Origin of the sequence: Bradyrhizobium sp. SMVTL-02, assembly GCF_051853005.1 — a bacterium.
In the GTDB taxonomy this organism is placed as follows: domain Bacteria; phylum Pseudomonadota; class Alphaproteobacteria; order Rhizobiales; family Xanthobacteraceae; genus Bradyrhizobium.
In genome coordinates, this window is the sequence record NZ_CP182469.1 from 3,308,927 (window position 1) to 3,334,028 (window position 25,102).

At 63.0% G+C, this 25,102-nt stretch carries 21 protein-coding genes and 1 pseudogene; 7 read left to right on the forward strand and 15 right to left on the reverse strand.

Translation table 11 applies throughout. The features are described 5' to 3' along the window. Positions 1 to 183 precede the first annotated feature (183 nt). From ACNJYB_RS15325 to ACNJYB_RS15335, 3 genes are read left to right on the forward strand one after another with little or no spacing between them, the layout of a single operon-like run. Positions 184 to 336 (forward strand): hypothetical protein, encoded by a 153-nt coding sequence (locus ACNJYB_RS15325; protein ID WP_439374704.1) that lies wholly within the window; start codon positions 184 to 186, stop codon positions 334 to 336. Further along, complete coding sequence (locus ACNJYB_RS15330; protein WP_439374705.1) at positions 333 to 620, forward strand: hypothetical protein; 288 nt, start codon at positions 333 to 335, stop codon at positions 618 to 620. The genes ACNJYB_RS15325 and ACNJYB_RS15330 overlap by 4 nt, the downstream gene beginning before the upstream one ends. Before the next feature lie 13 nt (positions 621 to 633). After that, positions 634 to 1,548, forward strand: coding sequence for a hypothetical protein (locus ACNJYB_RS15335; protein WP_439374706.1), 915 nt, complete (start codon positions 634 to 636; stop codon positions 1,546 to 1,548). A gap of 6 nt (positions 1,549 to 1,554) precedes the next feature. Here the strand turns inward: ACNJYB_RS15335 and ACNJYB_RS15340 are convergent, their stop codons facing one another. Then, on the reverse strand, positions 1,555 to 2,337 hold the full coding sequence (locus ACNJYB_RS15340; protein WP_439374707.1) for a Crp/Fnr family transcriptional regulator: 783 nt from the start codon (positions 2,335 to 2,337) through the stop codon (positions 1,555 to 1,557). 462 nt (positions 2,338 to 2,799) lie between these two features. Between ACNJYB_RS15340 and ACNJYB_RS15345 the strand changes: the two genes are divergently transcribed. From ACNJYB_RS15345 to ACNJYB_RS15355, 3 genes are all read left to right on the forward strand, one after another. Then, a complete protein-coding gene (locus tag ACNJYB_RS15345; RefSeq protein ID WP_439374708.1) occupies positions 2,800 to 3,027 on the forward strand; it encodes a hypothetical protein in 228 nt (75 codons plus the stop codon). A 256-nt stretch (positions 3,028 to 3,283) separates the two neighbouring features. Further along, a complete protein-coding gene (locus ACNJYB_RS15350) occupies positions 3,284 to 3,769 on the forward strand; it encodes a DUF4336 domain-containing protein (RefSeq protein WP_439374709.1) in 486 nt (161 codons plus the stop codon). A gap of 56 nt (positions 3,770 to 3,825) precedes the next feature. Beyond that, the gene (locus ACNJYB_RS15355) at positions 3,826 to 5,040 is read left to right on the forward strand and encodes an SDR family oxidoreductase (RefSeq protein ID WP_439374710.1); all 1,215 of its coding nucleotides are present in this window, start codon (positions 3,826 to 3,828) and stop codon (positions 5,038 to 5,040) included. 48 nt (positions 5,041 to 5,088) lie between these two features. On the opposite strand, the pseudogene ACNJYB_RS15360 reads toward ACNJYB_RS15355, so the two are convergent. From ACNJYB_RS15360 to ACNJYB_RS15415, 12 genes and pseudogenes are all read right to left on the reverse strand, one after another. Further along, positions 5,089 to 5,181, reverse strand: a pseudogene (locus ACNJYB_RS15360) (hypothetical protein); the annotation flags it as partial. Between the two features lie 21 nt (positions 5,182 to 5,202). Continuing rightward, complete coding sequence (locus tag ACNJYB_RS15365; protein ID WP_439374711.1) at positions 5,203 to 5,580, reverse strand: c-type cytochrome; 378 nt, start codon at positions 5,578 to 5,580, stop codon at positions 5,203 to 5,205. Between the two features lie 17 nt (positions 5,581 to 5,597). Continuing rightward, entirely contained in the window at positions 5,598 to 6,233 is a 636-nt protein-coding gene (locus tag ACNJYB_RS15370; RefSeq protein WP_439375564.1) for a c-type cytochrome, read from the reverse strand. Beyond that, entirely contained in the window at positions 6,233 to 7,072 is an 840-nt protein-coding gene (locus ACNJYB_RS15375; RefSeq protein WP_439374712.1) for a substrate-binding domain-containing protein, read from the reverse strand. Before ACNJYB_RS15375 ends, ACNJYB_RS15370 begins: the two co-directional genes overlap by 1 nt. Continuing rightward, the gene (locus ACNJYB_RS15380) at positions 7,056 to 8,903 is read right to left on the reverse strand and encodes a methanol/ethanol family PQQ-dependent dehydrogenase (RefSeq protein WP_439374713.1); all 1,848 of its coding nucleotides are present in this window, start codon (positions 8,901 to 8,903) and stop codon (positions 7,056 to 7,058) included. The genes ACNJYB_RS15375 and ACNJYB_RS15380 overlap by 17 nt, the downstream gene beginning before the upstream one ends. Before the next feature lie 106 nt (positions 8,904 to 9,009). Further along, complete coding sequence (locus tag ACNJYB_RS15385) at positions 9,010 to 9,798, reverse strand: heme-binding protein (protein ID WP_439374714.1); 789 nt, start codon at positions 9,796 to 9,798, stop codon at positions 9,010 to 9,012. Positions 9,799 to 9,867: 69 nt separating this feature from the next. Continuing rightward, the gene (locus ACNJYB_RS15390) at positions 9,868 to 10,791 is read right to left on the reverse strand and encodes a cytochrome c oxidase assembly protein (protein WP_439374715.1); all 924 of its coding nucleotides are present in this window, start codon (positions 10,789 to 10,791) and stop codon (positions 9,868 to 9,870) included. Beyond that, positions 10,779 to 11,132 carry a hypothetical protein gene (locus tag ACNJYB_RS15395; RefSeq protein WP_439374716.1) on the reverse strand — a complete coding sequence of 118 codons (354 nt, stop codon included), beginning with the start codon at positions 11,130 to 11,132 and terminating at the stop codon, positions 10,779 to 10,781. The genes ACNJYB_RS15390 and ACNJYB_RS15395 overlap by 13 nt, the downstream gene beginning before the upstream one ends. Continuing rightward, positions 11,129 to 11,728 carry a cytochrome c oxidase subunit 3 gene (locus ACNJYB_RS15400; protein ID WP_439374717.1) on the reverse strand — a complete coding sequence of 200 codons (600 nt, stop codon included), beginning with the start codon at positions 11,726 to 11,728 and terminating at the stop codon, positions 11,129 to 11,131. The genes ACNJYB_RS15395 and ACNJYB_RS15400 overlap by 4 nt, the downstream gene beginning before the upstream one ends. Next, a complete protein-coding gene (gene ctaD / locus ACNJYB_RS15405; protein ID WP_439374718.1) occupies positions 11,725 to 13,638 on the reverse strand; it encodes a cytochrome c oxidase subunit I in 1,914 nt (637 codons plus the stop codon). Before ctaD ends, ACNJYB_RS15400 begins: the two co-directional genes overlap by 4 nt. After that, a complete protein-coding gene (coxB, locus tag ACNJYB_RS15410; protein ID WP_439374719.1) occupies positions 13,635 to 14,642 on the reverse strand; it encodes a cytochrome c oxidase subunit II in 1,008 nt (335 codons plus the stop codon). The genes ctaD and coxB overlap by 4 nt, the downstream gene beginning before the upstream one ends. A 517-nt stretch (positions 14,643 to 15,159) precedes the next feature. Beyond that, positions 15,160 to 15,393, reverse strand: a complete 234-nt coding sequence (locus tag ACNJYB_RS15415; protein WP_439374720.1) for a DUF6894 family protein — start codon at positions 15,391 to 15,393, stop codon at positions 15,160 to 15,162. 127 nt (positions 15,394 to 15,520) lie between these two features. Here ACNJYB_RS15415 and ACNJYB_RS15420 point away from each other — a divergent pair, with 127 nt between their 5' ends. Continuing rightward, a complete protein-coding gene (locus tag ACNJYB_RS15420; protein WP_439374721.1) occupies positions 15,521 to 16,378 on the forward strand; it encodes an SDR family oxidoreductase in 858 nt (285 codons plus the stop codon). Positions 16,379 to 17,598: 1,220 nt separating this feature from the next. On the opposite strand, the gene ACNJYB_RS15425 is transcribed toward ACNJYB_RS15420, so the two are convergent. Further along, positions 17,599 to 18,870: a DUF892 family protein gene (locus tag ACNJYB_RS15425; protein ID WP_439374722.1), complete on the reverse strand. Its 1,272-nt coding sequence runs from the start codon at positions 18,868 to 18,870 to the stop codon at positions 17,599 to 17,601. A 134-nt stretch (positions 18,871 to 19,004) separates the two neighbouring features. Next, positions 19,005 to 24,875 (reverse strand): AAA family ATPase, encoded by a 5,871-nt coding sequence (locus tag ACNJYB_RS15430; protein WP_439374723.1) that lies wholly within the window; start codon positions 24,873 to 24,875, stop codon positions 19,005 to 19,007. Positions 24,876 to 25,102: the final 227 nt, after the last annotated feature.

Here is a 25,102-nt window from a genome sequence, read left to right on the forward strand (position 1 = left end):
GAAAACCTCCGGGAAGACGCGGGGCGTCAGCGTAAGTAGGTCGGCGAACGTGCCGGAAGGTATGTTCGTTCCTGCATTGGAGACGCGGTGCCGGCGGCGCGGATGGATTCCGGCCAAAAAATGCTTCAGGCTTAACCTGGGATAGAATCCGTCGCCACGCGAAGGGAACGAAGATCATCCAGGATGAAGATGAAGAAGATGATGCTGGCGTCTCGTTTCCCGTCAGCCGCGCCGCGACGTGAAGAACAAATCTTGCCGTTCCGCGTTTCACCGCAGATTGGTCCGATGCGATGCCGCGGCATCGCCGGGCCTGCCAGCAAGCGAGGTGCCACATGACGTCCAAAACCCAGAACGGCGAAGCCGAGCAGACCACCGATCACGCTGCGATCCGCAAATGGGTGGAGGAGCGCGGCGGCCAGCCGGCGACGGTCAAGGCGACCGAGGAGAACGGACATGCCGGCATCCTGCGCATCGATTTCGATCCGCCGGATGAAGCGCTCGACCGCATTGGTTGGGACGAGTTCTTCGACAAGTTCGACGAAGCCGGCATCGCTTTCCTGCACCAGGACCGGACCAAGGACGGCAAGCTCAGCCGATTCCACAAGTTCGTCCGCCGCTAGACGGATCGCCGGCGTGGCGAACGACTGGGTGGAGGCGATGCGCATGGGCGATTTCGCGCGCGCCTGGGCCATCAACGACCGCGACCTCGCGGCGGCGTCGCATCCGCCCAAGCATACCGGTCCGCGTCATCTCCAGCGGATCTGGCGCGGGGAGCCTCTCACGGACAAGCATGTGCTGGTCCGCTGCTATCACGGGCTCGGCGACACCATCCAGTTCCTGCGTTTCATGCAGCCTCTCCATGACGTGGCGCGCAGTGTCACGGTCTGGTGCCAGGCCGGACTTCTGCCGCTGGTGGAGCGCACGGCAGGCGTCGATCGCGTGCTTGCGCTCCACGAGGGAGCGCCCGGAGCGGACTTCGAGGTCGATATCGAGATCATGGAGGTGCCGCAGGCGTTGAGGGTCGGGCGAGAGCGGATCGAGATGCGCGCGCCTTATTTGACGCTACCGCCGCGCAGCGCGCCTGCCTCGCTCGACCGCGAAGGCCTGGCCGTCGGCCTGGTCTGGGAGGTCGGTCAATGGGACAAGCGGCGCGCAATTCCACCCGCCTTGTTGCGACATCTCGCCGTTCCTGGCGTCGCGCTTCACTCGCTTCAGGCAAATGCAACTATCGAAGAGCTCGCGCATATCGGCGCGCGGGACGTCGGCACGCCCGACATCGCAACCCTCGGCCATCTGCTCCGCCGGCTCGACCTCGTCATTTGCGTCGATACCATGATCGCACATCTGGCAGGCGCACTCGGATGCGAAGCCTGGGTGCTGTTGCATGCCGATTGCGACTGGCGATGGCCCTCATCCGGGTGCCGCTCGCTCTGGTATCCGAGCCTGCGGCTGTTTCGCCAAGAGACCGCCGGCGATTGGGGAGCTGTGATCTGGGAGGTGCGCGAAGCCTTGGAGCAGCGCGGGAGATCCGCGCAAAGAATCGCGTGAACGTCATCAGGCCAGCGCAACGGCGCCTTTGGCCGGTCCCAACTGTATTGGTCGCGCGTCTTGGTCGCGCGGCCGGATGCCGAGATAGGCGGGATCGAAGCCCGCCAGCCGGACCAGTCCCGGCCAGTCGGAAATCGTCAATGTCTTGCCATGCCATTGCAGCAGGTTGCAGCGGCGCAGCTCCTGGATGGTGCGGTTGGCATGGACCGGGGAGATGCTGCAGGCCGCGGCGAGGTCGGATTGGGTGAACGGCGAAGCCAGTCTGAAATCCTTGGCGAGCCCTACATTTTGCAGGCGCGTCGTGATCTCGCAGAGCAGGTGTGCCACTCGCGTCAGGGCGTCCCGACTGCCGAGGTTTATCGTCCAGTTGCGCTGAATGGCGTGGTCGCCAAGCAGCATCAGCAGGAGGGTACGCGACATCGCGGACGAGCGCGCCGATAATTCGCGAAAGAAGCGATGCGGCACCAGCGCGACCACAGCGGGGCCGAGAGCGATGAGGTCGCCGTCGATGCGGGGCCGGTACAGCGACTGGAGGTCGGGAATGTCGCCGGGGACCGAGATCGACGTGATCTGCCCGTTCGTTCCCTCGGGGTCCTGCCAGGACAGATAGCCCTGGAGTAGAAGGCAGCATTGATGGTTATCGTCGCCGTGGCGCAGGATAGCCTGATGCGAACTGAAGTGCGCGATCGTGCTCGGCATCTCTGCCAGGAGATCAAGATCGTCGACAGTTACGTCACCAAGACTCGCCAGATGATCGGCGAGCTTGGAGAAGGTAAATCCAGTCTGCATTGCTCGTCCGATCGCACGTCACCCGCGTGCACTTTGGGTCAAGTCGCAAAGGGGAGGCATTAACCTTTGATACATCCGTGCGGATTGTGAGGATGGATCGTCGGATGCGGGTCGACGCCCATCCGCCTTCGATGTTCCTCCGATCGGGGCCGAACCCCGTCGCGAGGAGCCAAGTGAGCTGATTGAGCGCCGCGCCGGGTCTGCGTTCTCGAGTCCATAAAATCTGGTCTTCTTAACATTTTGAAGTGCCGGAACCGGAGTTCGGCGCGAACTATGGACAATGCCGGCTGGGCCGCCCGGTCTGGCGCGTATCGGCCCCGCGCCATACCCTCCCGGCGGGGCCGTTTCCCTTGGACGTAACTGCAGGAAGCAGACGCAACCGCTACAGCAACGCTTGACGCCATTTGCCGAGGCCGCCCGGGGGCGGGCGCGCCGCATTGAGCGCTCCCGGCTGTCGACGACATGGAGGATGACGATGCCGCCATCAAGCATTACCGCGCATTCCAGATTGATCCCGATGGTCGCGTCTTCGGCTGTATCAACCTGGTGTGTGACGACGACGAGCAGGCCAGACGCGAAGCGGCTGCGCTCGTGCTGATTCATCGCATCGAGCTGTGGCGGCTGGACAAGCGGATTGCGAAATTCGAGCTGCCTCCGCAGGCCACGCATCAAGCGGCGGCTGGCCATTAGAGGCGGGGGAGAGCAGGCCCGGTCGTCGACAAAGATTGCTGTTTATGCTGCGTTGATCGGCAACATCCTCGTTGCCGTCACCAAGATTGGCGCAGCGCTGTGGACGGGAAGCTCGTCGATGGCGACCGAGGCCAAGCATTCGGTCGCTGTAGTTACGAGGAACGAGCGTCATGTCCGCGGACTTGGATGAGATCCGGACCGGAAGATGCTCATGCAAAGATCTGGCGCTGCCCCATCGACTGCCACCCTCACGAGGGTGACGGATGACATCTGGATTGCGGACGACGCGCCGATCAGCGTGGCCGGTCTGGTTCTGCCTGTTCGCATGACGGTCATTCGGCTGTCGAATGGTGACCTCGTGCTGCACTCGCCGGTACGATACTCGCACGCTCTGCGCGAAGAGCTCGAGCGTCTTGGTCCGATCAGATGCCTGCTGGCGCCGAATGTTGCGCACTGGATGTTTCTACCCGAATGGCAAAGTCAATTGCCGCAGGCAACGACCTTCGCAGCAAGAGGCCTCTCGGCGAGGAAGCAGGTACGAGAGGCAGGCCTTCGCATTGACCGGGAGCTTGGCGGTACCACCCCGGAAGAATGGTCCGCGGATCTCGAGACCATCGCCGTGAACGCGCCGATGTTCTCGGAAGTGGAGATATTCGACAGGCGGAGCCGCACATTGATCCTGACGGATCTCGTGCAGAACCTCGATTCCCATGATCTTCCCGCGTCAAATCAGGCGCTGTAGGCCTGCTTGGCAACGCCAAGCCTGATGGCAAGGCGCCGGTTTATCTGCGTCTGCTGTTGCGGCTCGGCGGCCGGTCGGTCCAGGCTGCAGCCGGGCGGCTGGTGAGCCTCGAGCCCGAACGGGTCATTTTCGCGCATGGCGACTGGTTCGACTCCGGAGCGACCGAGCAGCTCCGGAAATCCCTGCGATGGCTGCTCCCTGTGGGTGCCGAGCGAGCTGCGCCGCGGCCGATGGCGGGCACACGCGTCGTCATGACGGGGGCCTCCAGCGGAATAGGCCGCGCCGCCGCGCTGGCGTTTGCGCGGGCAGGTGCGAGCGTGGTTTTGGCGGCGCGGCGCGAGGAAATCCTGACGCGCCTTGCGGCGGAGTGCGAGGCGCTTGGGGGCCGTGCCCTGGCGGTTCCGACCGATGTCACCGATGCCGAGGCGGTGCAGCGACTGGCCCGGCAGGCCGAAGATGCATTCGGCGGGATCGACGTTTGGATCAACAATGCCGGCACGGGTGTGTTCGGGGCCTATCGGGACGCCGACCTCGCGCTGCATCGCCGGACCGTCGAGGTCAATCTGCTCGGAGCCATGAACGGCGCGTTCGCGGTGCTTCCGATCTTCTTGCGCCAGGACCGGGGCATCCTGATCAATAACATCTCGCTTGGCGGCTGGGCCCCGACGCCGTTTGCGGCCGCGTATACCGCAAGCAAGTTCGGCCTGCGCGGGTTCACGGCGAGCCTGCGCCAGGAGCTTGGCGCACATCCCAATATCCACGTCTGCGGCGTCTTCCCGGCGATGGTGGATACGCCGGGTTTCGTCCACGGTGCCAACATGTCGGGCAAGACGCTTGACCCTGGCCCGCTGCTCTACCAGTCCGAGGACGTCGCTCAGGCGTTCCTGGATCTGGTCCGCACGCCCCGTGACGAGGTCGCCGTCGGGTGGCCCGCACGCGCCGGTCAGATGGCCTATGCCATTGCGCCGAAATTGACCGAGGATCTGCTGGGAGGCGCATTCCGGTTTCTGCTGTCGCGCGCGCGGCGCGCACCGATCAGCGAAGGAACCATGATTGAAGCGTCTCCGCAGGGAAGCTCGGTTGATGGCGGCTGGCTGGCACGGAAGCAGCTTCCACCGGCCGGGGTCATCACCCAGGGGCTTGCGGTTCTTGCGCTCGCTGCGGGTGTGGCTCTCCTGGCCTCCGCGATTGCTCGTCCGCGTCGGCAGATCAGGACAAGGCGTCGCAAGGCGCCGGCAAGCCGGGCCGACGCATATCACGGCAGCGCGTAGGCCCGCACGTAATCGCCGAGTTTGGTTCCGAATGACCCGTGGCCGCCGCGGCTGCGAGGGCATGTCCATGTCCCAGAGATCATGGTGCCCGTTCTGGAAAGACCAGCGCAGTTCTACGATGCCGATATCGAGCGCGACCAAGATGTATGGAGTTCGTATGACCTACTTCAGCGTATAGAGAAACGCCGCGATGTCGCGCGCGTCCTTCTGCGGAATCCCCATTTTCGGCATCGCGTTGCCCGGCAACGCCCGCTGCGGATCCTCGATCCAGTCGGCCATGTTGTCCGGCGAGTTCTGGATGTAGCCGGCGATGTAGGTCCGCGTGCCGATCCTGTGCAGGGGCGGCCCGACATTGCCGTCGGCACCGGCGATGCCGGGAATGTCATGACAGCTGCCGCACTGGTATTGCTTGACGAGATCGGTGCCACGGCGCGCATCGCCCGTGAAGTTATCCGGACCGGCAGCCTTGCCCGGCTCGCAAGCCGCAGCCGTCACGGCCAGCAGCGAAGCGATGAGCAAGCGTGTCGTCGGACGCATCATCGGCTGCTCCCTTCCGATCAGGGCTTTTGGCCGAAATTGAAGGACTTGGTGGCGGACCACGGATCGGTGGTCGAGACCTGCTCGCTCGGGACTTGCTCCAATTCAGGCGACAGCGGATTTGCCGAGAAGGTGCGGCCCCATTGCCGGCTCGGCTCGTTGCTGATCTTGCCGATATAGGTGACGAGGTCCCAGATCACGCTGTCGGGCAGCACGCCGCCCCAGGCCGGCATGCCATTGGGGCGACCCTGGTAGATCGACAGATAGATGTTCTCGGGCTGCGCGCCATAGGTGAAGAGATTGTTGCTCAGCGCCGGCCCCATGCCGCCGCCGCCGTTCGGCGCGTGGCAGCCGACGCAATTGAAGTTGACGAAATAGGTCATCCCGCGTTGCTCCGCATTCGGATCGCCCTGGACCGGATTCTTGATCTGCGGCGGGTCTGGCTGTGCGCCTGGAACGAGAGTGGTTACGGGAACCTGCATGAACACGCCCGGCCGGCCGTTGCCGACGCTGCCGCCGAAATTCGGCCGCGGTGCCAGGGTCGGCATCTGCGCCTCCTGCGATTGCGGCAGGGTCTGCTGGGCAAGCACCGCATCATCCGGCACAGCCAGCAGGAGAAGCGACAGTGCACTTGCGCGCAGCGCTATGGCAGACATCATTCATGCCCTCCCGATGCCGTCACCGGCGCATCGATCAGAGGCACGCCATAGCTCCGCAACAGCGCAACAATCTCGGATCGATGCTCGTCGATGAACACGTTGAGCTGATCCCGTAACGCGTGATCCCCCTTGCGCACGCCCATCGAAATCGCGAACTGGAATTGCTGAGGCGCAAAGCGTTCGCCATCCTGGATCGGCGTGACCGTCAGCGGCACCCCGGAGAGGCCGGCGAAGTATCCGGCAAGCGGTCCCCAGGCCGCGGCGACATCGATCTCGCCGTGTTCGACGGCCTCGATCAGGCGGGCCGGCGGATCGGCCTTGCGGTAGTCGCCGTAGATCGAGTAGCCGCGGACATTGTCGACGATGCCGAGCTCGCCGAGTGCCTGCGCCGGCGGCGGATTGTTGCCGTCGTCGCCGACGAGGTGCACGCCGATCGCCAGGCGATGCAGGCGCGGATCGAGCAGGGAGGAGAGATCGAGATGCGCGTCCTGGCGGCTCACGAAAACATAGGTCGAGCGATAATATGGCTTCGTGGTCTCGGCGAGGTCGTAGCCGGACGGCAGGCCCATCACGACGTCGCATTTTTCCGCCTTCAGGGTGTTGCGGATGAAGCCGCGACGCTGCGCCCACCAGGTGTGGGACAGGGATCGTCCGAGCGCATCCGCCACCATCGACGCGAGCCTGTTTTCGAATCCGGCCTCCGCACTGTTGGAAAACGGCAGATTGTTGGGATCGGCACAGACGCGCAGCTCGCCAATCGGCGCGGCGGCTGCGGGCGATGTGATCCCGATCAGGCCGCCAAGCGCAAGGGCGGCACAATCAGCGCGGAGGTGCATGGCTGTTGTCCTGACCATTGGCGCCGCCGAGCTTGAACACCAGCAGCTCGCTGCCGCCGGCGGTGTAGAACGGCAGATCCTGCATTGCACCGGCGAAGCCGAGCGCGCTATTGCGTACCCGCTGGTCGACCTCCGCATTCGCCACCACGCCGGGCCAGCCGCCGACGCCGGAGAGGATCGCGATGTATTGCTGCCCGTCCGAGCCGCGATAGGAGATCGGCTGGCCGATGAACCCGGAGCCCGCGCGAAACTGCCAGAGCACGTTTCCGGTCTTTGCGTCGACCGCCTTGAACATGCGGTCCATCGTTCCATAGAACGCGACATCGCCCGCCGTCACCAGAGCGCCGCTCCAGACCGGCAGCTTCTCGTGGATCTCCCAGACCTTCTTGCGCGCGACCGGATCCCAAGCCATGAACTCGCCGCGATGTCCTCCGGGACCGGCATACATGTCGACGTCGGCACCGACAAAGGGCGTGCCGGCGATGTAGCCGACCTGCGACGCCTTGAAGTCCATGCAGAGATGCTGATGCGGGACATAGAGCAGCTTTGTGCGCGGCGACCAGGCGGACGGCTGCCAATCCTTGGCGCCCGGCGCACTCGGGCAGATGTTCTCGACCGTCTTGCCGACCAGCGGGGTCTTCTCCTCGTTGGGGATGATCTTGCCGGTCTTGAGGTCGACGCCCTCATAGGCGTTCACGAACTCAAATGCATCCGCCGAGATCACTTCGCCGGTGGCGCGGTCCATCACGTACATGTAGCCGTTGCGGCCGGGATGGATCAGCACCTTGCGCGGCTGGCCGTTCAGCTCGAGATCGACCAAGACGTTCTCGTTGATCTCGTCATGGTCGAACAGGTCATGCGGATTGATCTGATAGGCCCATTTCGCATGCCCGTTGTCCGGATCACGCGCGAAGATGGTCGTACTCCAGAGATTGTCGCCGCTGCGCTGGTTCGCATTCCATGGACTGGGATTGGCGGTGCCGTAATAGATCAGGTTGAGGTCGGAATCGTAGGAGATCCATCCCCACATGGTGCCACCGCCGACCTGCCAGCGGTCGGCAGGCCAGCTCTTGACGCCGAGATCCTTGCCCTTGAGGTTGTCGTAGAACGGCTTGAAATCGTCGCCGATCAAGACGTCCTTGTCGGGACCGGTGGCGTAGGCGCGCCAGGCGATGGCGCCGGTGTTCTCGTCGAGCGCAGTGACCCAGCCGCGCACGCCCATCTCGCCGCCGCTGTTGCCGATGAGGACCTTGCCCTTCACCACGACGGGCGCCATCGTAATGGTCTCGCCCTTGTTGATCTCGCCGAGCTTGGTGTGCCAAAGCTCTTTGCCGGACTTGGCATCGATGGCGACGGAATGATTGTCCAGCGTGTTGAGGAACACCTTGCCGTTGTCGAAAGCGAGCCCGCGATTGACGACGTCGCAACAGGCAACGCCTGCCGCCGCAGGCTCCGGCTTCGGCGCATACGACCATTTCAACTCGCCCGTGGTGGCGTCGAGCGCGAACACGCGGTTGGGGTAAGGGCCGGCATAGGGGCCGACCACGTACATGGTCCCGTCGACCACGAGAGGCGCCGCCTCCTGGCCGCGATCGGCGCCAACCGAGAACGTCCAGGCGAGTTGCAGACGCGATGCGTTGCCAGCGTTGATCTGATCGAGATCGCTATAGCGGGTGTTGGCGTAGTCGCGCGCCGCCATCGGCCATTGGCCGGGATCCTTCATGCGGCCGGCAAGATCGGACTGGGCAAAACCAGGCGAAAGCGACGCGGAGCACGCCCACAGCGCACTCAGCGTTCCCCACAGCAATCGCCTGAGGCAGGGCATTAACATAGGTGAAGATCTCCACGGCATTGATGAGGCCCTGCCGCGTTGCAGGCCGGTTTGCGAACGTACAAACGTTGCATGCGCGCTTGGTTCCTAGCGCTGCGAGACGCGACTACCTCACGACACTTCCCGAGACGCCGGCGCCGAGATCGACGGCGATCTGATCTTCCTTGCCGTCGCATTTGGGATGGCCAAAGCCCGACGAGCTTTTGCCATCCGGCCCGATGTCGTAGATGATCGCGTCCTTCATGTTCGGGCTGACGCCGGCCGGCACGTGATCGAGGCCGAGGAAGTGCCGCACGCGCCAGGCGACATTGTGATCCGCACAGGAGCTGTCGCCGCTGACGCCGAGCGCGCCGGCGATGCCGTTGCCGTCATACAACGCCAGCCCGCCGCCGAAGACGATGACGCCGCCGACGGGCTTGCCGACCATCGGATCGCGTGCGGTTCCGAATTCCTCCGGCGTACCCGCGTAGAGAACCTCCGGCGAAGGCGGATTGCTGAGAGCCGCGCCGAACAGGAAGCCGCCGGGCTGGGCGCCCGCGTAAAGGTTGGCGGTGGCCATCGCCTTGCTCTTCAGGCTGAACGCATTCGCGGTGTTCGCTTTCTCGGCGGCGATCGCGCGGCTGCCGAGCCACTGGTCGTCGACCTTGCTGCCGCTATAGGCGATCGCGCAGACGACACCCTGCCGGTTCACGACGGCGGCCCATTCGTTGTTGTCGAGGCCGCCATTGCTCGGACCGCCGCCGGGCTTGACGCTCTTCTTGAGAATGTCGGCGAGCTGATCATGGTCGACCGGGCACGACATTCCCGGGCGTGGTTGATCTTGCGCGATCGCGCCTTCCGGGGCCGCAAAGGCTACCGTGAGAATGACAGCCGCCATGACGGTTGGTTTGCCCATCTGGCCTCCAAGAGATTGTCGAAAGTCAGCAGGCGAACGTCGCATAAAACCTGCGGTTCCTATGTTCCTTCAACCGGCATGCCGAACTGTCGGCACGCCGGCATCCGCAGCGATCGTGGTCAGCCACCGATAACCGAAGAACAGGGCAGCACCCGTGTAGAGCATGCCCATCGGCACGCACATCAGGATGCCCGCGAGCTGCTGATCCTCGAGCGGCGACAGACCGAATTCACCCGCGAGGGCGCCCTGGCCTGGAATCCACAGGCGCGTCGAAAGCGTCAGGAGCGCTCCGAGCACGCCGGAATGAAGCACAGTGAGGAACAGGCAGGCAATCGCGATGCCGTCCCGAAGCCGCACGCTGCGCCCGACGCCGCGGCCGTGGAGAAGCACCCACCAGAACAACAAGGCGGTGGCAAAGAAGCTGATGTGCTGGAGGCGATGGATGGCGGTGTTTTCCAGCGCCCATGTATAGAGCGGCGGCGCATGCCAGGCCCAGAGGGCGAGGCCGTGCAGGGCCGTCGCGGTGACAGGATGGCTGATGACTGCCCACGGCCGCGCCACGATCGGCCAATTGAGACATCGGCCCGCAGCGGGACGTAGCGAAGCGGGCAGACTCCACATCAGCGCCCCGTTGATCCGGGCGAAGGCCATCAGCGGCGCGCCGACCACCATGAGCAGCTCGTGCTCGATCATGTGCGCAGTGAACAGACGCTCGCCAAGCCAGTGCAGCGGCGAGGTGAGGGCGAGCGCGACGATCAGCCATCCCGTCCAGAATGCGCCGACCTGGCCGAAGCTGACGCCGCGCCCGCCGCCGGCATGGTGCCAGAGCCGCTGCGTGCCGACGTAGAAGCCAATCCCAACCATATAAAGGGGTGCCAGAAGCCAGGGGTCGAAGCTCCAGAGCCGGCCCTGATCGACATCCGAGATGCCGTGCGCCATTGCCGGCGCCGCGGCCAGGCCAAGCAGAAGAGCCAGCAGGCTCAGCGCAGGCATGGGCTGATCATCAATGATGCCGCGAGCTGGTTCGCGATCACTAGCGCGAACAGCACGCCGGAGCCGACACCGAGCCAGGCCATGAACGTGCGGGGACCGCCGCCTTGCGCATCGGCCCATTCCGCGGCGGCGCCGCGCCGAACCGCAAGGGCCGATATCGCCGTGCCCGCGAGGGCGACGATGGCGAGGACGGCGCTCATGATCGTGCCGGTGAACTTCGTCGTCTCGCACGAGAAATGGGCGAGCGCATAGATCCCTTGCAGGTTGATGCCCCATGCGAGCGGTCCGAGCGCGACGCCGGCCCAATAGAGCAACTTCGGATGTCGTTCGGCAGCGGTCATAGGCGCGGCACCCAGTCGAGCAGAACGTAGAGCGGCAGCCAGGCCAGCACGACAAAGTTCCAGTAGAACACGTTGTCGGTGACGTCGCTGAACCGGCGCGGCCTGGCGTGGCGCGTGAACATCAGCACCGTCAGCACGATCGTGTCGCCGACATCGGTGGCAAGATGGGTCGTATGCAGTCCCAGGATCAACCAGACGACGGATCCGTAGGCCGAGTTGTCCCAGCGCGTGTTGAGATGAGCGAACTCGAAGCCGCGCAGGACCAATAATCCGAGACCGATCAGCGCCATCACGATGAGGCCTGTGCGTACTTTCGCAAGGTCCTGTCGATGAGCGGCGCGATTGGTCATCTCGTTCGGAATGATGCTCAGGAGATAGATGATGGTCTCGGCCGTGCCAGGCCAGAGATCGGGGGGCGCCGCTCCAATCGGCCAGTTCGGGTTGACGGCATAGAGATAGAGGTAGGCCCCGATTGCGATGGCGAATCCCATACCCTCGAGCGCCATGAACCCGATGGCACCCCACCAGGGGCCGCTGCGGGGGCCATAGCCATAGGTTGGCAGTTCGGCGACGTTGCGGACGATGGTTTGCCTCACTCCTCGTCCTCCTTGCTGCCGGCCGGCCAGAACCAGCCGATCAAGGTAATCGCCATGGGCGGCGTGCCCCACAGCACCGCCCAGGGCGTGAAGATCGAGCCGATGAAGAACACCGTCGTCGTAATCGCCGTCAGCAGCGGCCAGATGCTCGGCTCGGGCGACGCCTCGCGGACCTGCGGCTCTGCTTCGGCCAGCGAAGTCAGAAGCACTTCGCGGCGCTCCACGCTCAAGCCCGCAACGACAGGCAGGCTTCGATTGTCGAGCCAGAGCGGATCACGGTGCTTGAGCACGGGAATGCGGTCGAAATTCTGCGGTGGCGGCGGTGAGGACGTCGCCCATTCCAGCGTCGAAGCATCCCAGGGATTGTCGCCTGCGAGCGCGCCGCCGCGAAGACTGATGATCACGTTGACGAGCAGCAGCGCGAAGCTGAGCGCGAAAATCGCAGCGCCGCCGCTGGAGAGCAGGTTGAGGTGCGCCCAGTCCATGTCTGGGGTGTAGGTGTAGACGCGCCGCGGCATCCCGATCAGCCCGAGGATGTGCATCGGGAAGAACGCGACGTTGAAGCCGACAAAGGCCAGCCAGAAGTTCCAGCGTCCGAGCCGCTCGCTCAGCATCCGGCCGGTGATCTTGGGAAACCAGTAATAGACGGCGCCGATGAGCGGGAAGACCGCGCCACCGATCAGAACGTAGTGGAAGTGGGCGACGACGAAATAGGTATCGTGCACCTGTGTGTCGATCGGCACCGAGGCGACCATCACGCCGGAGAGGCCGCCGAGCACGAAGATCACGATGAAGCCGATCACGAACAGGAGCGGGGTGCGGTAGACCGGACGGCCGTCCCACAGGGTCGCCAGCCAGCAGAAGATCTGCAGCCCGCTCGGCACGGCGATCAGCATGCTGGACGCCGTGAACAGGCCGGCGCCGAGCTGGGGCAGGCCCGTCACGAACATGTGGTGGACCCACAGGCCGAACGACAGGAAGCCGGTGGCGATCAGCGAGAGGATGACGACCGGATAGCCGATCACCGGCCGGCGCGCGAATGTTGCGAGGATGGCCGAGACCATGCCGGTCCCCGGGATGAAGATGATGTAGACCTCGGGATGACCGAAGAACCAGAACAGGTGCTGCCAGAGCAGGGGATGTCCGCCCGACGAGGAATCGTAGAAGCGCGTGTTGACGAGACGGTCCAGGATCAGCGAGGTCGATGCGACCATGATCGAAGGCATCGCGAACATCACCAGGAAGGCCGTGACCAGCATCGCCCACACGAAGAGGGGGATTCGGTCGAGCGTCATGCCGGGCGCGCGCTGCTTGAACACGGTGACGACGATCTCCACGGAGACCGCGAGCGCCGCGACCTCGGTGAAGGTGATCATCTGCGCCCAGACGTCGGGCCGTTTCGTGGGCGTGTACTGCAACGAGGACAGGGGAACGTAGGCGAACCAGCCGACATCCGGACCGACGTTGAGCGCGAAGGAGATCCAGAGGAAGCAGCCTCCGAACAGAAACATCCAGTAGCTGAACGCATTGAGGCGCGGGAAGGCGATATTCCGCGTTCCGACCATCAGCGGTACGAGGTAGACGGCGAAAGCCTCCATCACGGGGACGGCGAACAGGAACATCATCGTCGAGCCGTGCATCGTGAAGATCTGGTTGTATTTGTCGGCCGACAGGAACGTCTTCTCGGGCCCGGCGAGCTGGATGCGCATCAGGATCGCAAGGATGCCGCCGAGAAGCAGGAACGCGAATGCCGTGACGATGTAGCGTCGGCCGACGACCTTGTGGTCGACCGACATCAGCGCGCCGAGCAGGCCGGACGGCGTGCGCCAGATGCTTTCAAGGCGCGCGGACAGCTCCAGGCCGCTCAACCCGTCATCCCGCAACGCGCGTTCTTCAGCTACCACGGTCACTTGAGTTGCTCCAGATAGTGGAGGATCGCGATGAGCTCATCCGATTGCAGCGGCATCTTCGGCATGTTGCTGCCGGGCTTGACGTGCTGGGGGTCGGCGATCCAGCCGCCGAGCGCGGCCGGGGTCATCGGCAGCGTTCCGGCTGCGACTGTCGTCCGGCTGCCGACGTGGGTCAGATCAGGGCCGAGCTGCCCGCCCGCGAGCGTGCCGCGGACGGTGTGGCAGAGCGCACAGCCTCTTGCGCGGAACAGCTGCTCGCCCTGCTTGCCGAGCGGGTCGGTCGGGCTGGTCGCACTCTGGTTCTCGTGGTCGCGCCAGCGGCCGAATTCGTCCGCCGACAGCGCCAGCACGGCGAACGCCATATGGGCATGCTGAAGGCCGCAGAATTCGGCGCACTGTCCGCGATAGACGCCGGCATTCTTCGCCGTGAATTGCAGCTCGTTCTTCTGCCCGGTGATGAGGTCCATCTTCCCGGTCAGGCTCGGCACCCAGAAGCTGTGGATCACATCGGCAGACTCCAGCTCGACCTTTACGGGCTGGCCGGTCGGAATGCGGATCTCGTTTGCGGTCACGAAGCTCTTGTCGGGATTGTCGTCCTCGTAGCGGACTTCCCACCACCATTGATGGCCGATGATCTTGAGCGTGAGGGCGTGCTCGTCCTTGGCGAAGACGGTGCGCTGACCGGCATAACTGACGATTGAGAGTCCAAGCACGACGACAAGGGTGGCGACTCCCAAGGCAAGGACGACGCGACCGGTCGTCTCTTCAAACGGCTGCTGCAGCGCGAGCGGCTGGTAGGCCGGACGCTTTCGGCGGAGCATGCCCACACAAAGCACGATCAGGACGGCGATCCAGACCACCGCCGCGATGATCAGGAAGATGAGGAAAGTCCGGAGGATCTGGTCGGACTGAAGCCCCTGCGGATCGAGCACGGACTGCCGGCCGGCGCAAGCGGCCAGCGGCAACGTCGCAAATGGCAGAGCCGTTCGTATCCGGAAAAGCATCGATGTTCGCCGTGCTCCCCTGTAGGCAGGGCGAACCGGTCAATCCTATGAAGGTTCCTATTGCAACGATCTGGTTGATTCACTGCCGCATCAGAACGGCCATCCTCTGGTCGCGATGAAGATTGCGGCATCAGCAGCGGCCATCAGCAACAGGATGATCAATAGGCTATCAGCGCTCCGGGCTGGATGATGGCGCGAAGGTCTTCAAGCATCTGTCGTCCTCGTCCGCCCTATCGCCTTGCCACGGGCTTTTGCGGATCGTCGGGGCGCACCGACGCCTCCCAAAAGCTGTCGACGCCGCTTTCCCCATTGGTTCGGTCCGGTTTCGGGCAATGCGAGCCTGCTGCGGTGGTTCCTTACGCAAACTGAGCCAGGTTACAAATTTGCGAGTCCTTCAAAATCTCCGGAAGGAAGGATTGGTGTCGGTGAGCAGATCAGAGTTTCACATCCTCAAGCCAAAGGAGATGGAAGGGCTGGCAGGCTTCGACCCGACCCATCTGCGTCTCAGTCCGAGCACTTAATTGAGCTTTTGGGCGCGCACATCGATGCGGTAGAGCGGATCACCCTCCCGGTAAACGACCAGTGACCAATCGCCGCCGTTGGAAGTGAGTGTCGATTTAATGTCCCGCACGGTGCGGACGGCCTGGTGCCATGCAGCTTCATCGTCTGGCAGGTCTTCACTATCAGAGAAATCGCCACCATCCGAGATCTTGAAGGAATAACGAACCATCCGGGTGAACGGCGGGAACATGGCTGGCGTTCCTAACCGTCGGCGTAGATCCGCAGCCGAGCGACGCGATTGAAGCAACGGATACGATTGGCGGCTTGGAACGCTTGCGGTCGCCTTAGGTTACCGGAGGAAATTCCGGAGCAGCTCCATGACCGAATATCCCAAGCCCCCATTCCCTGCCCAGCAACAACCGATGCCCGGTTCGACCCGCGCGATGAACCCGCGGCCGGATCATGGCGAGGAGAGTTACAAGGGGGCAGGGCGCCTTGCCGGCAAGAAGGCCATCATCACCGGCGGCGACAGCGGCATCGGCCGCGCCGTCGCAATTGCCTATGCCCGTGAGGGCGCAGACATCGTCATCGCGTATCTGAACGAGGATGACGACGCGGCTGAGGTCAAGACGTTGGTGGAGCGGGAAGGGCGCAAGGCCGTCCTGATTTCCGGCGACATCGCCGATCCCGACCATTGCCGGTCCATCGTCCGTCGCGCGGTCGAGGAACTCGGGGGAATCGACATCCTCGTCAACAACGCGGCCCATCAGGCGACGTTCGAGGACATCCAGGACATCAGCGACAAGGAATGGCAACGAACGTTCGAAGTGAACATCCATGCGATGTTCTATTTGGCCAAGGCCGCCGTCCCGCACATGCGGCCGGGCGGCGCGATCGTGAATACGGCGTCCGTGAACTCGGACATGCCTAACCCGACCCTGCTTGCCTATGCCACCACCAAAGGGGCCATTCAGAATTTTACCGGCGGCCTCGCTCAGATGCTGGCAAGCAAGGGCATCCGGGTCAACGCGGTCGCTCCGGGACCGATCTGGACGCCCCTCATACCGTCGACCATGCCCGAGGAGTCCGTCAAGAATTTCGGCAAGCAGGTGCCCATGCAGCGCGCCGGGCAGCCCGCCGAGCTCGCGACGGCCTATGTGATGTTGGCCGACCCGCTCTCGAGCTATACGTCCGGAGCGACCCTGGCGGTCACGGGTGGGAAGCCGTTCATCTGATCCCGCAAGATGCCTGTCTACAGGTGTTTTGCCCGACGGGTCAAGCCGACTTCGCAAAAACAGAAATAGGCTGCGAGGCCATTGATTCCGTTATCGCCCGCTACGGTGCATGGGGTTGTTTTCGCGTTTTTGTTGCAAGCCGCCCGATAGGAACCGCGCGGGCAGCGCGCGGTTGCTTCGAACCAGCCAAGCGAGGGTATTCTGATGGACCTGAGAGACGCCTCCGCAATGACCGAAGCATCCGGCCTTCCTGACGATCCCGGGATTGAGAACGGCTCGGCCGCATCCGGCGCCCCGAGAGTGCAGGCTCCGCAGTCTGAGCCGCCTGCGGCCGCAGCGCGCCTCGCCGGGCAACTGCGGGAGATCGCCAGGGCCGCACCGCTCCGGTCGCTGGCCGCGGCATTCGTAATCGGCGTCCTGGTCGTGCGGCGACGCTAGGCGAAGATAGGGAAGACAGGAACGTCTCTTCCGCCGACATGTTTTAAGCAGTCACGGAGAGATCAGCATGGATCAAGACGGTCACAACACAGTCCGGTCACGGCAGAAGAGCCCGGTCGGTTGGATGATTGGAGCAATCTTCGTCATAGCCGTCGTCGCCGCCGTCTTCTTCTACAATGGGCGGGACGTCGGTCATCAAGCCACCACCACGACGCGACCAACGCGCCGAGCGTCACGACGGGCTCCAACGGATCGACCACGTCCAGCAAGTGAGCGCAGACCCCACAAGGCAGGCCGTCGGGATAGGCGGCCCTTTCTATGGCCTCGGCTCAGCGCCTCGCAATTCCGGCACATCATCGTGCAAAAAAGGATGCGGCCCCGGCGTAAGGGAGGGTGCCGCCGGGGCCGCGCTCGCGCGCACGTCTGGAAGGAAACGGACCGAGGCGCGCGGTTGTCTAATGTCGCGGGACGTTGCCGTTCGACGGCGGGGTGATCTCGTTGCGCATGCCGCGCGGGCTTGATGCACCTTGTCCGCCGCGCTCCACATGAGAGATGCCGCCGCCGCCCGCCCCCGGTACCGCCCGAGCCGCCGTCTCCGCTCGGGTGTGGCGATCGCCGAATATCAGCATTATACGGAGCAAAGCGACGAGCTCGTGCGATGCGCTGGGGTAGGGTGAAGCTCCGGAGGGCCGCCTGACCCGCCAACAGCATCTCGACAGGAATGGCTGCTGACGGGACCTTCCTTGAAGGCAGATCCCGCCAGCCAGAAGCAGGCCTAGCGTTTATTCCGTCTGCTCGACGGCCGCGGGCATTTTCGCAACAGACATCAGCGAACGAGCGATCTGGTTCAAGAGCTGATCGGCGTTCTCTTCCTCGGCGAGGGACTTCGACAGCAGACTGACGATCGCGCTATGGCGCAATTGCTGAGCGAGATTGCGCGCGGTGGTGTAACCGGCGATCTCGTAGTGCTCGACCCGCTGCGCCGCTCCGATCAATGCGAGGTCGGCAGCAGCATCTTCCTTCTCTTCGCCTTCGTCCATGATTTCCTGACCTTCCTCGACCAGGCCCATCATGCCCTTGCAAGGCTTGGCGCGTGGGGACTTTCCGAGCATCTCGAAACACTCGTTGATCCGCTCGATCTGTGCCTCGGTCTCGGCGAGATGCTGCTCGAACAGCTCTCGCAACTGATCGAAGCGCGCGGCCTCCGCCATCTTGGGCAGCGTTTTTGTCAGTTGCTTCTCTGCGTGAAGGATGTCGCGAAGCTCGTCGATCAGGAGTTCGCCGAGACCGGCTTCGTCGACCGGCGGAGAGCTCTCGGTGAGGATGCCATTTGCCGGGCCGGGCTCACCGGCCTGGATGGCGGGCGAGTCGGTGAAGACCCATTCGCCTCCTTCATTCCACGGCCCGCGCGTGTCGATCTCGCCATGATCGCCGGTTCCCGTCGAATCGTTGAAGAACTGATCGACGAGGCCGGGTGTCGGCGCGATCCGGCCGATGCTGAATGCCGGCTTTGCCATGCTTTCCAGAGCCAGCGAGAACGCCTTCATGTGCGTGATCTCGCGGGTCATCAGGAACTGAAGCGCATCCTTGGTGCCGGCGTCATCGGTGAAATTGATCAGCCGTTCGTAGACGATCTTGGCCCTCGCCTCCGCGGCAATGTTGCTCCGAAGGTCGACATCCAGCTCGCCGGTGATCTTGAGGTAATCGGCAGTCCAGGCGTTGCCCTGCGAGTTGAACAGGTTCACGCCACCGCCTCCCGCGATTGCGATGAGCGGATCGGCTTCGGCAGCCTCGCGATCGAACTTCGCGGGCTTCAGATGCATGCGGGCTAGCGTACCGACGACTTCGAGATGGCTCAATTCCTCCGTGCCGATGTCCATCAGGAGATCCTTGCGATCCGGATCCTCGCAATTGATACCCTGTATGGAGTACTGCATGGCGGCGGCGAGCTCGCCGTTGGCGCCGCCGAACTGTTCGAGCAGCATATTGCCGAAACGGGGATCCGGTTCGTCGACACGGACGGTGAACATCAGTTTCTTGACGTGGTGGTACATGGATTGCCCTTAGGTTACGAGGAACATCCGTTCTCGAACCGACACGTATTGGCGTTGTTCCTATGTAGCTGCTGCGCCGGAGCTGGCGCGGGCTCGAGGCGGCGGCAGTAAGCTTGCTGATAGGAGCAAGATGGTCAGGAAGCGTCTGCGGGACGCACCGGCACGGTGAAGTGAAAAGTCGCTCCGCGGGGCAGGTTAGGTGTCACCCACAAACGTCCGGCATGAGCTTCGATAATCGAACGGCAGATGGACAGTCCGACCCCGAGCCCGCCCGGCTTCGTCGTGTAGAAGGGAGTGAAGACGCGATCGAGATCTTCCAATGTCAATCCCGGTCCCGAGTCCTGAACCTCGACAAGAACACGGTCCGGACCGACCTCACCCGTGGTGATAATCACCCTTCTGGCGTCGTCCGCGACGGTGCCCATGGCCTGGACTGCATTGACGATCAAATTAAGCACCACTTGCTGCAATTGGACACGATCGCCCTCCACAGGCGGTAAGCTGTCCGCAAGTTCCGCTTGTACCGAGACGCCGTTCTTCATCGCTTCGCCGCGGGTAAGCTCAACCACGTCCCGGATCGCTTCGTTGATATCCAATTTATCCTTCCGGGGCGGCGCTTTCTTGATGAGATCGCGAATTCGCTGGATGATGTCGCTGGCGAGCGCCGTATCGTTAATGACCCAGTCCAGTGATTGCCTGACCCTCTCGAGATCGGGTGGGTCCCTCTCAAGGAAACGCGCGGCCGCACCAGCATTCATGGATGCCGCGGCGACCGGCTGGCTTACTTCGTGGGCGATCGAGGCCGTGAGTTCGCCCATGGTGGCGAGACGGTTGGCATGCGCCAACTCCCTTTGCATCTCGCGCAGGGCCTCGGTGGCGCGCTTTTGTTCGGTGATGTGGCGTCCCACGCCGCGATAGCCGATGAACTGACCGGACTTGTCGAAAACCGGAATCCCGGAGACGGAGACGTAGCGCTTGCGGCCGTCCGGCGTCGGGCGCGCGAGCTCGAAGTCACGGAACGGCAGGTGGGCATCGAGCGTCTGCCGATGCATGCGCCAGGCTTCCTCGCCGGGTTCCAAGTAGGGCACTTCCCAACGCGTTTTACCAAGTTCAGAGCCCGACGCGGGAGCGTCTGTAACGGTTTCGGCGAACTCCTGGCGGATGAAGCGATGGTCCGCATCTGATTCCCAGTACACGTCGAAAGAGAACTGTACGAGAGTACGAAAACGCTCTTCGCTCTCCCGCAGAGCCTCCTCGGACCGTTTACGCTCCGTCAGGTCGACGACAAAGGAGACACCTTGATCCCGTTGCTCGTCGAACGCAGCCATTCCGATCAAGACCGGCACGCGGCTGCCGTCCTTGCGGAAATACTCTTTCTCGAACGGCTGTACGCTTCCCATCTTCTTGAGTTCCGGAATCCACCATCGTTCGTGCCGATCGAGCCATTCCGGCGGTGTCAGCGCAGTCCAGAGCAGGCGACCAGAGGCGAGATCCTCACGATCGTACCCCACGATGCGCAAAAACGCGTCGTTTGCCTCCAGAATGGGACCTTCAAGCTCCCAGATGATGATTCCAATGATGTTGGCGTCGACCAGGCGGCGGATCTTCGCTTCGCGTTCTCTGACATCGCGATACAGAGCCGCATTTTCCAGCGCGATTGCCGCTTGTGAGGCGAGCAGTGTTAGAACGGCCACTCTCGCAGGTGCGAAAACATGGGGCGTCAGTGTATTCTCAAGGTAGAGCACCCCGACAAGCTTCCCATGGTGGATCAGAGGCAAGCAAAGAATGGAACGAGGCTTGCGCTGACCAAGGTAGGGGTCCGTCGCAAAAGAAGGTTGGCAGGCGGCATCTTCGAGAACAGCGCACTCTCTGGTCCGCATTACGTAATAAAGAACGGATTCCGGAACCAGAGCCGCGGTCACCGCCGCATCGCATAGGTCGACGGTCACTCCGTCGCCGGTTACGGTGGCTTCCGCCTCGATGCGCGGCTCGTTGCTCTCGTGCGACAGGATCAACAGACCCCGCTCAGCGCCGGCTTGTTCGATGGCCGTGTGCATCAGGGTCTCGACGAGCTTTTCCAAGTCCATCTCGCCGGATACCGCCTCTGACACCTTGATCACGGTCGTGAGGTCGAGATGCTCGACCGGCGCCCCGATGGTGCTCATCGGGCCAGGCTCTGATCTCGCCTCCTTGAGATGCGGGTGGATATCCTCAAGTTGCCGCACTTTGCCGTCCGCCCCCCACCGAACATAGCAATCGCGCGCTTTTTGCAGATAGATGCGAGCAAACTCTTCGAAGCCACGCGTGCCGTAAAAGCGCGCGGCCATTTCGTAAGCGAGTCCCTCGTGGTGGACGAACCCGTTGCCGCGGGCGGACCGGATGGCTTGTTCGTAGAGACGCTCCGCGTCGAGTTCTCTGCCTTCGAGGCGGGCGATTTCTGCGCCGGCGAGTAGAGCGCGGTTCGCGAAGCTCTCAGGGCAATTCTGCGCCCACAACTCGAGCTGCCGTTGGTGGACCGTCAGCGCGTCAAAGTGCCCTTGCTGTTCTTCAGGGGGAGCCAAATCCCAGCATGCGGCGTGGGACAGTGCCGCATAGAACTCGTATTCCGCCGTTTCGAATAGCTGAGGTGGTGACCACGGTAGGCTCGGAGCCCTCGCTGCGGCGGCCGCGGCCGACACATAGTCGCCGGCAAAGAAGCACGCTTGCAGCTTGCGTATCCAGTACCAGCTCTCAGGCAATACGAGCGCCGGATCAGCAGCCAAATGCCGCTCGAACCGAAGCTCGTCGGACGGGTTGTCGTGAAGAGCGCCGAACCGCCGGGTCAAGCCACGCAGCATCCGGATCAGCCCAAGTTGCGGCCTTATGATGTCGCCGATCAGCCCAAATTTAGCCTCTTCGGTCAACCGCAATCCGTGCTCGGCTTCGCGTTGTGCGTCTGCAATCGGATCGCCCGCCGCGAGGAAATTCGTATTCAGGCTGGAGCAGCTGAAGGCAGCGAACGTGATGTCGCCACTGTTGCTCGCCGCGTCAAATGCGCGTCGAAACGCCTCTCGCGCGTGCTGGAGGGGCTTTGTCCATGAAAGGACGAGGTTGCCATAGTTCAGGTAGGTCCTCGCTTGAACGAGCGAAAATCCGCGGCGCTCGACCAGCTCAGTGCCGATACGGCTCAATCGGAGGCCCGCCTCATAGTCGTCGAAGCGGGCGCCGGCAATGGCGCCGAACATGACGTAGGGAACGCAGGAGGCATCGTTGTTCCCCCACTCAAGGCTCAAATCCACCGCTTTGATGACCACCAGCGAGCGAAGGTTCGTATCGGTGAAGAATGCAGGCGGCATGAGGGCCGTCAAAAGATCCAACAGGGCCAGTGCCAGCGCGTCGGTCATCAGCGGCAGATCCAGCACCTCCTCGATGGCTCGGTCTCCGAGGCGAGATCGGACGCGCTCGTATTCCCGTCGGACGTGATCATCGCTGGGGTGCGCCAGCCATCGAATCCCGAGTTGCTCCAGACAGCTGAGACCGGCGCCGACCGCGCGATCCGGCTTGCTGAGCGCCGTATACAAATCCACCAGTCGGCGCGCGACGACTGCAAGGTCGGTTGCATTCGAGATTCGCCTCGTCAGTTCCTGTAAGCGCTGTTCCGCCTCAACGACAGCGCCGGTCACGAACTCGCATTCGGCGCGATGCAACTCGAGCGAAAAAGCAAGCCGCTGGAAGCGCTCCCAACGGTCGTGCGGCAACAATGCCGCACCAGTTGCGGCGTAGTTGAGCGACGCCGCGTAGGCCGCCGACGCCCGCGCGCGCAGGCTGGCTGCCAGATTGAGCTCCGCAAGCTGCACGCGTTCATCTCGGGAGGTGATCAAGGCCGCGCCGCGGTTGAGCTGATTGACGATTGCGAAGATCGCCTTCTCGCGCTTCTCCCCGGATGTCTGCGCCAGCAATTGGCGCCCGATTCGCAGATGAAGCGCCGCGCGTTGATGCTCCGGGATTAGCGAATAGCAGGCTTCTTGTACGCGGTCGTGGACAAACCTGTAGCCGTCGGCCTGCTGCTCGATCAATTCCTGGCGGACCGCCTCCCAGAGCGCCGCATGAACCTGCTGCTCGGAGAGCCCGAGGACGACCGAGAGTGTCCTGGTTTCGGCGAAATTTCCGAGACAGGCCAACTCCCGCATCGTGTTCTGTGTGTCAGCCGGTAGCTGGGCGAGTTTTACGATCATCAAATCCACGACGTTGTCGGTGTGCCCCTTGGCGTGAATGCGATCCAGGTCCCAGCACCAGCACCTTGCGTCGTGATCAAAGCGGACGAGCCCTTCTGCGGCGAGTAGGTGGAGGAACTGATTCACGAAGAATGGATTGCCGGCCGTTTTATCGTGGATCAAATGCGCGAGCGGCGCCGCATGCAGCAAATCGCAGCCTAGAGCATCAGAGATCAGGCGCGAAATGTGTTCGCCGGCAAGCGGCGCAAGGATGATCTGTTGCAGGTTTGCGCCAGCGTTCTCTACGGCTTCAAGCCGATGCCGTAACGGATGGGCGGCGGTGACCTCGTTGTCCCGAAAGGACCCGATCAGCATCAGGTAGTGCAGATCGGTCCGGGTCAACAGATCCTCAATCAGATCCAACGTGGCGGCGTCGACCCATTGAAGATCGTCGAGGAAAAGCACCAACGGATGCTCGGAACGTGCGAATACCCCTATGAAGCGCCGCAGTACCTGATGGAAGCGGTTCTGTGCCTGCGGTGGCGGGAGATCAGGAACGGGAGGCTGCTCTCCAATGATCAGCCGCAATTCAGGAATCAGGTTGGCAACGAGTTGGCCGTTTGCGCCCAGCGCATTTTGAAAGGCTTGGCGCCAGTTCGCGAGTTCGACGTCATTCTTGCTTAGAAGAGACCTCACGAGGCTGCGAAATGCCTCGACCAGCATCGAATACGGAATATCGCGTTTGTACTGATCGAACTTGCCCGATGCGAACAGCCCGCGCGACGGAACAAGCCGGTGATGGAGCTCATTGACCACTGAGGACTTGCCCACACCGGAATAGCCGGAAACCAGCACCAATTCCGGCACGCCGCCCTTGAGCATCCGATCGAACGCGCCCAGCAGGAGTTCAATCTCGCGGTCTCTTCCATAGAGCTTTTCGGGGATCAGCAGTCGGTCGGGCGTGTCATATTGCCCGAGGGCAAAGTCTTCGATCCCACGTCCGGTTTCCCATTCATGCAGGCAGCGGCGTAGATCGTGCTCAAGGCCCGGCGCGCTCTGATAACGTTCCTCTGCGGACTTGGCGAGCAGCTTGAGCACTACGGCCGAGATTGCCGTCGGTACAGTGCTCAGGCGCTCGCTGGGCGGTACGGGCTTTCGGGCGATGTGGCAATGTACCCACTCCATCGAATGTGCCGCGGTGAACGGCAACGAGCCGGTCAGCATTTGGTAGAGCGTCACACCAAGCGAGTAGAGGTCGCTACGGAAATCGATCGAGCGATTCATCCACCCGGTCTGTTCGGGCGCCATGTAAGGGAGCGTGCCCACGATGAACTCGGGCGGCCCGGGCGTGCGTCGCTCCCGGACCAAGCGCGAAGCGATACCGAAGCCGGTGAACCGGATCCGTTCGTCGTCGCAGTTTACCAGTATATGCGCCGGTTTCACGTCCTTGTGAACGAGGCCCCGTTGGTGCACCTTGTTCAAGGCGCTCGCGATATCGATCGCCAGTCCCAAAAAACGCCCGATGTCCATGGGCGCACCAAGCAACTGCTCGAGTGGCCGGCCGCCAGGATACTCGAGCAGCAAAACAGGGTGACTGCCGTCGTACTCCAGCCCGAGCGGCCGCATTGCCCACGCGCCATCCAGCTGGTCCTTGAGTTCGAACTCGCGAGCGAGCCGATCGAGGATGCCGGACGAAGCGTGCTTGGCCCTGGGAAGCACCGCCAATACAGCTCTGCTGGTGTCGGAATGACATAAAGCCCGGCAAAAGATGCGGGCATCGTCCTCCCATAGCACTTGGAACCTGTTGTCCATGCGCGTCGAACCGAAAACGATGGGTTCAACCGGAAGCCTCCAAGTGACCCTATGCCGGGTGAGGAGGTGCTTTCCTAAGCCGTGAATCTGCCACAAACGGGCAGGTGTGCCCAGCCTAAGCTGGAGCTGCCAAAGCACCCGAAGAAGCGGCGCGGATCGTCTGCAGAGGTTTTCCCGCAATCATTGGTTTATGCCCGCTCAGCGCTATCGGAAAGAGCGCTTGATCG